This is a genomic window from Arthrobacter arabinosi, from assembly GCF_054511115.1.
On record NZ_JBTNDF010000021.1, the window covers coordinates 1 to 7152 of the forward strand.

Genomic DNA, 7152 nt, shown 5'->3' on the forward strand with positions numbered 1-7152 from the left:
CCTGGGCGAGCAGCCGTTCGGCAAGGTCCTTCTGATCGATGATCTCTCCCGTCACAGGATCGATCATCGCCTCTGTTTTGTCAGTCGTGAAGTCGTTCACGGCCATCTCCTCTCGGATCAGGCCGGGCCCTCACACACCGTTTTTCTTACAGTCCCTCCTCGCCTGCGCGCAGCTGGGCGTACCCCCACTCCAGGCGGGACATCGCAAGAACAAACCACATGAGATCCGGGTCTAACTCGCTTGCGGTGGGCGCATTCATATATCAACCGTAGAGCCCGGGTGGGAAGTACGTAGTAGGGGCAGAACCTATTTGGCCGCAGGGTGTTGCACTGAGTACGCCCTACGCAATAGCTGCCGGATGCAGGGGATCGCCCTTGGGATGCCACTCGTTGCGAGCCTGTCAGGTGACGAGGATGAAGGTCGTCAGGGCGGTGATGCCGGCGAGGGCGAGCAGGATGACACCGAGGATGACTGCTTTGCGGTGTTGTTGCCGTCGATATAGTCGTTCGGTTTCGGCGTGTTGTGCGGCCACGTAGCGCTGCTTCGCTGATCGTGGCTGAGTTGATTTGCGCTTGTTTGATCCCATGTCTTATTTACCTTCCACTCGGTCGAGGCATTCTTCCCTGTAGGTCACGGCTGCGGTGTCCGTGCGGTGAGGAGTTCGGCAAGTTCATCGGGATGCCTGGAGGACACCAGCCAGTAGGGTGCGGGGTCCTCGGGGTCGGTGATCTCGATCTTGACGACGGCGTCGATCCATCCCCTGATGCACAGGTAGGTCAGGCCGTGCAATGCTGTGCCACGTTGCCGGGTAGCTTCCTCTCGGGTGAAGGCTTCCGCCGTCCCGATATACGTCCGGTCGATGTGTGCGGGCCGACTCGCAGGCTGGTCCTGGTCACCAGGATCGTGGGCATCGAGGTGAGCATCATGATCACGAGAATGATCAGGGCGATCACGGATGCCACGATCCCGATCGACATGTCGATCGGGGCGAAAATCACTGCCGGTACGAAGGCGAGCCCGACGATGATGATCCATACCCACACATTCGGGTACAGCCGTTCCTTCCAGAGGACCTCATCGGCCAGCTGCGCCGACTTACCTTCAGGTTCTATGTGGTGGCTCGAGGCGTCGGCGCTCCAAGGGGCATCCGGAGGATTGAGTGGGGGGACGTTGGTTCCTGGTTCGGGTGGTTGATGCATGAGGTGGGTCCCGTCGGACGGATCTGGTCTGGGTGGGTTTCAGTGGGGGTCGGGGTTGGTGGTGCTGCTGTGCTGCTGCGATGACACTGCAGATGGCGATGGCGATGGCGATGGTGTTGCTGGGTGGGGTGGTGGTACATCGAAGTTCGTCCGGTGGGTGATGGAGCGGGGCAGGTTTCTGCGGGTGATGAAGAAGGCCAGTGCTGCGAGGAACAGGAGTGCTGAGACCCAGGTGTTGATGCGCAGCCCCAGAATGAGGTTGGCGTAGTCGGAGCGCATGAGTTCGAAGAAGAACCTGCCGGCGGTGTACAGGGCGACGTACAGGGCGAGGACGGAACCGGCCCCAAGGGTGGTTCTTCGATCGAGGATCAGGATCAGGGCTGCTGCGATGAGGCACCAGACCGACTCGTATAGGAAGGTCGGGTCGAAGTATCCAAGGACGACCGGTGTTCCATCGGGGTTGAGTTGCGCCCGTCCGGTGCCGGCGTCCATGGCGTGGATCTGCAGGGCCCACGGCGCGGCGGAGGGGTCACCGTAGAGCTCGTTGTTGAACCAGTTGCCCCACCGACCCAGGGCCTGGGCGATGAGAACTGCCGGAGCGGCGGCATCGGCGAACGCGAGGAACCCGACGTTATTGCGGCGGCAGCCGATGTACGCGCCGAGGGCGCCGAGGGCGATAGCTCCCCAAATGCCCAGGCCGCCTTCCCAGATCTTCAGCGCGTCGACAGGGTCCTTTCCTGGCCCGAAGTAGAGCTGGTAGTCGGTGATGACGTGGTAGAGCCGGCCACCGATGATGCCGAACGGGACCGCCCACATCACGACGTCGAGGACCTGGCCGGGCTGGCCGCCGCGGGCCGTGAGTCGCCGTCCAGTCAGCCACACCGCGGCCACGATCCCAGCGAGGATGCACAGCGCATAGAAGTTCAGAGTGATGGGTCCGAACTGGAGTGCGCTGATCGTGGGGGAGGGAATGTAAGTATCCGGCGGTGCGGGGTTCATGACTGATCCGATGGTCGGGTGGAACTGCTGATAACAGTGCTGGTGACGGTACTGGGGGTGGTGTCGAGGATGGTGTCCGGTGGGGTCGTGCTGTGTGGGGTCTCGGGAGATTCCTGGTGCCCGGACTGCTGCTGAAAGTGGTGTTGCAGGTGTGTGCGGATCCTGGTCGCTTCCTTGCCGAGTCCGGGGTCTTCCCCTCGGGCGAGGAGCCCGTATTCGATGACCGTGTTCCCGTCCGTGGAGGTGGACGCGGCGATCCAGGTGCGGCGGCGTGGGGTGATGAGGGAGAGGATGAGTCCGGTCAGGGCCAGGGTGGAGAAGACGAGGGCCCCGATCTTGCCTGGGTCGTAGGTGATGTCCAGTGCGACGAAGCGTTTGAGGCTGTCGAAGGTGATGGATCCCTTGCCGTCGGGCAGTTCGTAGGTCTGCTCTGGTTCCAGGACGATGCCGCCGGCGTCGGTGTCCCTGCCGTTGAGTTGCGTCAGCTCTGTGGTGTCGAGCTGGTACACGGATCTAGGGGTGCCATCATCGAGGCCGAGGTTGCCGTAGTAGGAGTTCAGGTTCAACCGGGGGTTAAACGGGTCGGGATCCGAGCCGAAGGCAAGCCCCGTGTCGTCGACGACGGCGGTGGGCAGGAAGAACCCGACGAACCCGAGCTGGTCGGGTTGCGCGTCGGGGGCTTTGATGACGATGGTCGAGGTGTAGGCCGAGTCCGTGGGCTGGGCGGGTACAGGCCCGGAGAACGCGATGTTGCCGTCGCCGTCGCGCACGGTGATGACCGGCGCGTAACCGTTTCCGACGAGGTAGACGTTGGTTCCGTCCATGCCGATCGGCGCGTTGACTTTCAGCTCCTGCCGGACCGGGGCGGCATCGGGGTTTTCCTGCACGGTCATGGTGGCGGTGAAGTCCAGTGGCTGCCCGTAGGTGGCGGTGTCATCCCGGTTGAAGGTGACGTCGAAGTCCTCGAGGGTGAGGGCGAAGGGTGCCAGGGTGTCCTCGTTGAAGTTCGTTCCGGGGGTGAAGGAGTCATAGCCGATTAGGGCGTTGGTGAATCCTTCACCCTCGACAATGAGTTTCTGCCCCCGGTACCCGAACATCCCGCCGACTGCGACGGCGACCAGCACCCCGATCAGGGCTGTGTGGAATAGCAGGTTTCCTGCTTCTTTCAGGAATCCTCGCTCGGCCCCGACGGAGGGCCGGCTGGTATCGGTATCGCGCACATCGACCCGGTACCCGAGCGTGCGAAGAATCGCGGCCGCCTCTGTGACCGTGGCAGTGAGGCGTGCAACAGAGGGATGCTGGCCGGCTGAATGCAGGCCCGGATCAGACACCGGATCAGGGACCGGATTCGATCCTTGGTGAGGTTCGGCGCGGTGACCGGGTGCGGGGTGGTTGGGCAGGGTGAGTGTGCCGTGCTGGGGAAGGCGGGACAGTCGCCGCGGGGTGCGGGGCGGTGTTGCACGTAACGCGTTCAGATACACCCTGGTGCGCGGGATGACGCAGCCGATGAGTGAGATGAATAGCAGCAGGTAGATCGCAGAGAACCAGACGGAGGAGAAAACGTCGAAAAGCTGGAACCTGTCCAGCCAGGGACCGGTATCAGGGTTGTCCTGCAAGTACTGGGTCACGACCGCCGGGTTCGCGGGACGCTGCGGGAACAAGGACCCTGGCACGGCAGCAACCGCGAGCAGGAGCAGGAGCTGCAGTGCAGTTCGCATGCTGGTCAGCTGCCGCCACACCCAACGAAGCATCTCCACCGGCCCGAGAGCGGACACGCGGACATCATTCTTTGCCGGTTTGCCCTTCTGATGAGGGATGGGACGGCGGCCCTGTCCCGCGTCAGGCTTCGTATCAGCTGACATGGTCCCGGCCCTGCCGTACGTCGACCCTGTATACGAACGACGTCCCTGCTATAAACCCTGCGACCGGTGTTACTGCTGTGACAGGTGTTGCTGATGTTTGGAAGGGGTTGTCGGTGCTGGCAGTGGGTATGGGGGTGTCGAGGGCATCGCTGATGAGAGTGCGGAGGGTCGTTTCGTCGGCGATGCCGAGGATGCGTGCTGCGACTCTGCCCTGCCGGTCCAGGACGAGGGTGGTGGGGACGGCCTGGGGTGGTACGTAGTCGGTGAGCTGGAGCAGGAGCTTCCCGTTGCGGTCCTCGAAGCTCGGGTAGGTGATGCCGAAGGTCCGCTCGAAGGCTTCCGCGGTCGGTTTCTCGTCGCGGACGTTCACCCCGTAGAAGCGCACACCATCGGGGCTGAATTGTTCATTGAGTTGCTGGAGGGAGGGCGCTTCCACCCGGCACGGTGCGCAGGCCGCGTACCAGACGTTCAGGACGACGACGTCTCCGACCCAGTCACCGGAGGTGACCGGGGTTCCGTCGAACAGGGTTCCCTGCACGTCCAGGGGTTCACTGCGTTCCTCCGGCGCGTATTCGGCCACTGACCCGTCCCCGGCAATGTAGTTCTTGTTGTCGCCAGCACGGGCCTGTTCAGCGAGATCATCGTTGCCGGTTGCGCAGCCGGCGAGGACGAGGCAGGAAGCGACCAGCATCGCCGCGGCGCGACGGGACCACATGGTGGCCCGTGACCGGCGTGGAACGACCGACGGTGCGGGCGGGTGGGGGTGGTTCATCACGAAGGTTCCCTCCGGTTGTAGAGGTACGGGGGCGGATGGCTCGGCGCGCCGGCGACGTCCTTAGACGGGGGTGAGGAAAGTGCCTGCAAGGTTCTGCAGTTGGTAGATCCACAGCATCCACACACCGGTGACCATGAGCACTCCGACGAGGATCAGCAGGGACCCACCGATAATGTTGAAGACACGGATGTGGCGGCGGACGAAGGCCAGGGCGGTCGTGACCCATTGGACTCCCAGGGCGACGAGGACGAAGGGGATCCCGAGACCAAGGCAGTACACGAATCCCAGGACAGCTCCCCGCCACGCAGTACCCGTCGTGGTGCTCAGTGCCAGGACGGCGCTGAGAGTGGGCCCCATGCACGGCGTCCAGCCAAGACCGAAAACGACACCCAGCAGGGGTGCGCCGGCGATACCTGTTTTCGGGCGCCACGTGAGTTTCGCTGTCCGCTGGAGGAACGAGACCCGACCAACGAGGGCTAGGCCCATCACGATCACGAACAGGCCCAGGACCCGGATGAGTGGGTCCTGCCAGCGCAGCAGCCAAGATCCCATGACCCCGAACGCCGCCCCGTACAGAGTGAACACGAGCGCGAATCCGAGGATGAACAGGGCCACCCCGGTCAACACCCGCCTGCGATTGTCTGGCCGTCCCGGTTCGGTGAGCCCTGAGACGTAGCCGAGATAGCCGGGGACCAGCGGCAGGATGCACGGGGAGAGGAACGACACGATCCCGGCTGTCATCGCCAACGGAATCGCCGCGAGCAGGGCCCCGGACTGAACAGTGTCGGCGAAAAACTCACCGATGGTCATGGCAGTCTCGCCGAGCTGAGGGACGTAGGCCCGCCGCCCGTCGTTACGCCCGATGTCCTGACCGTAGCCACGTCGGTGTTCGGACCAGATCTGCTCGTGCCGGTGCTCGCTCCCACCTGGAGATCACCCACCACATCACTGGTTACATCACTGATCGAGTGGTTGGCAGGGTGGTTGGCCTGGTGGAGCGGGTGGTTGGTGAGGTGGGTTTGAGGCAGCACGTGTCAGGCGCCGCCAGCGTCGATGATGGTGGTAAAGGTCATGCCGTTGTCGACCGACTTCTCCAATCCGTTCTCTGTCGTTACCCAGACTTCCGTGCCGTTGTCTGTCCTTCTCGTGGTGATCGCTGAGGGCTGGGCAGAGACTTTCCCGGTCTGCTTCCAGGTGATGCCGGCATCTGTGCTGGTCAGGACGTCGCCGGTGGGAAGGATGCCGATGATGTCTGAGCCGTCGGTGACGGCGGCTATCAGGATGACCGGGGCATCTGGTTCTTTCGTCCAGGTCTTTCCTGCATCCTCGGACCGGTAAATGCCGTCTTCGGTGGTCGCGACCGCGAGCTCCGTGGCAGGGTTTCCGGCCAGGTTGTAGGGGCTGATCTGGGTGGTCGCGTCAGTCCAGGAGCTGCCGTCCTTGCTGACCCGCAGGGTGCCGTCGAACCCGAGGATTCCCTCATAGGTGGTGGTCAGGGTATGGAAGTCAGACTCGCCACCACGGGCAACCTGCGACCAGGTGAGCCCATCGGTGGAACTGATCAACCCCACTGGGTTAGGCAGGTCGACGCCGGCACCCGGGTGGCCGGAAGCGAAGTAGGTTCCGTCGCTACCGACGGTGAAGCCCATCAGATCAATCGTCTGCCCCATGGGTTCGGCGGACTCACCGTTGACCGTGAAAAGGCCCTCGTGAGAGGCAATCAGCACCGATTGCGTGTCAGGATTCACCGCCAGCCCATGGACGTGGGAGGGATACGGCTGGGCCGATGTGGCCGGCCCCGCACCGTCATCGCCGACCGCTGAGCCGGCTGCCGATTCAGCTGTTGAATCGGTCGATGACGTGCACGCCACAGTCCCCAACGTCAGGGCGAGGGAGACCCCGACCAGGGCGCGCCGGCGCCAGGCACGGGGCACACGTCCCGCAGCAAGGAAAGCAGGCGAGGAAGCAGCGGAGGAAGGAGTGGGAGAAGCAGTGGGGGAAGTCATGGGGTGATGTATCCGATCAAAGGGTGCGTCCCTGCTGGTGCTGCCGTCGGTGCTCGGTGTACTCGGTGTTTGTCGGGTATACCGGGCTGGCCGGGGTGTTCCAGGGGAATGCGTAGGGCGCGGGCAGCACGCGACGGGCAGGAATGCCCGTGAGGATGGCTGGGTGTCCCGCTCGAGAGGTGGGGGAGTGATTTCAGGTCAGGAAGCGTGGGCCTCGAAAAGGGGCCGCGGAGTGAAGCAGCTCGCAAATGTCATCAGGGCCGGGCTGCCGGGACCCGCCGCCACGATGGTGGCAGCGGGACCCGGTTCA

General features: G+C 63.7%; 6 protein-coding genes and 1 pseudogene. All 7 read right to left on the bottom strand.

Annotated features, from left to right (window positions below; all coding sequences use genetic code 11):
• Window positions 1-401: 401 nt before the first annotated feature.
• The 7 genes and pseudogenes from ACX80P_RS16805 to ACX80P_RS16835 all read right to left on the bottom strand — a co-directional run bounded on the left by ACX80P_RS16805 (window position 402) and on the right by ACX80P_RS16835 (window position 6842).
• Window positions 402-587 (bottom strand): hypothetical protein, encoded by a 186-nt coding sequence (locus ACX80P_RS16805; RefSeq protein WP_459279244.1) that lies wholly within the window; start codon window positions 585-587, stop codon window positions 402-404.
• Between the two features lie 44 nt (window positions 588-631).
• Window positions 632-1200, bottom strand: a pseudogene (locus ACX80P_RS16810) (DUF3093 family protein).
• A 39-nt stretch (window positions 1201-1239) separates the two neighbouring features.
• Window positions 1240-2199, bottom strand: coding sequence for a prolipoprotein diacylglyceryl transferase (lgt, locus tag ACX80P_RS16815; protein ID WP_459279245.1), 960 nt, complete (start codon window positions 2197-2199; stop codon window positions 1240-1242).
• Entirely contained in the window at window positions 2196-4061 is a 1866-nt protein-coding gene (resB, locus tag ACX80P_RS16820; RefSeq protein ID WP_459279246.1) for a cytochrome c biogenesis protein ResB, read from the bottom strand. The genes lgt and resB overlap by 4 nt, the downstream gene beginning before the upstream one ends.
• Window positions 4051-4833 (bottom strand): TlpA family protein disulfide reductase, encoded by a 783-nt coding sequence (locus tag ACX80P_RS16825; RefSeq protein WP_459279249.1) that lies wholly within the window; start codon window positions 4831-4833, stop codon window positions 4051-4053. The genes resB and ACX80P_RS16825 overlap by 11 nt, the downstream gene beginning before the upstream one ends.
• 63 nt (window positions 4834-4896) lie before the next feature.
• Window positions 4897-5646, bottom strand: a complete 750-nt coding sequence (locus tag ACX80P_RS16830) for a cytochrome c biogenesis CcdA family protein (RefSeq protein ID WP_459279247.1) — start codon at window positions 5644-5646, stop codon at window positions 4897-4899.
• A 224-nt stretch (window positions 5647-5870) separates the two neighbouring features.
• Window positions 5871-6842, bottom strand: a complete 972-nt coding sequence (locus ACX80P_RS16835; protein ID WP_459279248.1) for a F510_1955 family glycosylhydrolase — start codon at window positions 6840-6842, stop codon at window positions 5871-5873.
• Between the last annotated feature and the right edge of the window lie 310 nt (window positions 6843-7152).